The sequence below is a fragment of the Neoluteolibacter marinus genome (genome assembly GCF_014904755.1).
In the GTDB taxonomy this organism is placed as follows: Bacteria; Verrucomicrobiota; Verrucomicrobiia; order Verrucomicrobiales; family Akkermansiaceae; genus Haloferula; species Haloferula marina.
Window position 1 is genome coordinate 1 of sequence record NZ_JACZFQ010000312.1, and the last position, 559, is coordinate 559.

Genomic DNA, 559 nt, shown 5'->3' on the forward strand with positions numbered 1-559 from the left:
AGCGCGCGGCGGGACCGGGCCAGCGCCTGGTCGCGGTCGGCGCCGGTGACGATGAGCTTGGCGATCATGGAGTCGAAGCTGCCGGAGACCGTCTCGCCCTCGACCACGCCGGAGTCCACGCGCACGCCGGGCCCGGACGGGAAGCGCAGCGTGGACAGCGTGCCCGGAGCCGGCATGAAGCCGCGTCCCGGGTCCTCGCCGTTGAGGCGGAACTCGATGGAGTGGCCGCGCACGACGGGGTCGTCGTAGCCCAGGGCCTCGCCGCGGGCGATCCGGAACTGCTCGCGGACCAGGTCGATCCCGGTGACCTCCTCGGAGACCGGGTGCTCGACCTGCAGGCGGGTGTTGACCTCCAGGAAGGAGATGACGCCGTCCTGGCCGACCAGGAACTCGCAGGTGCCCGCGCCCTGGTAGCCGGCCTCGCGCAGGATCGCCTTGGACGAGGAGTAGAGACGCTCGTTCTGCTCCTCCGTGAGGAAGGGCGCCGGCGCCTCCTCCACGAGCTTCTGGTTGCGCCGCTGCAGCGAGCAGTCGCGGGTGGAGACCACGACCACGTTGC

The 559-nt window shown here is 71.7% G+C and carries 1 protein-coding gene; it reads right to left on the reverse strand.

Translation table 11 applies throughout. The features are described 5' to 3' along the window. Positions 1–559 (reverse strand): ATP-binding protein (locus IG178_RS25030; protein ID WP_484520106.1); only part of this gene is annotated, 559 nt, incomplete at both ends.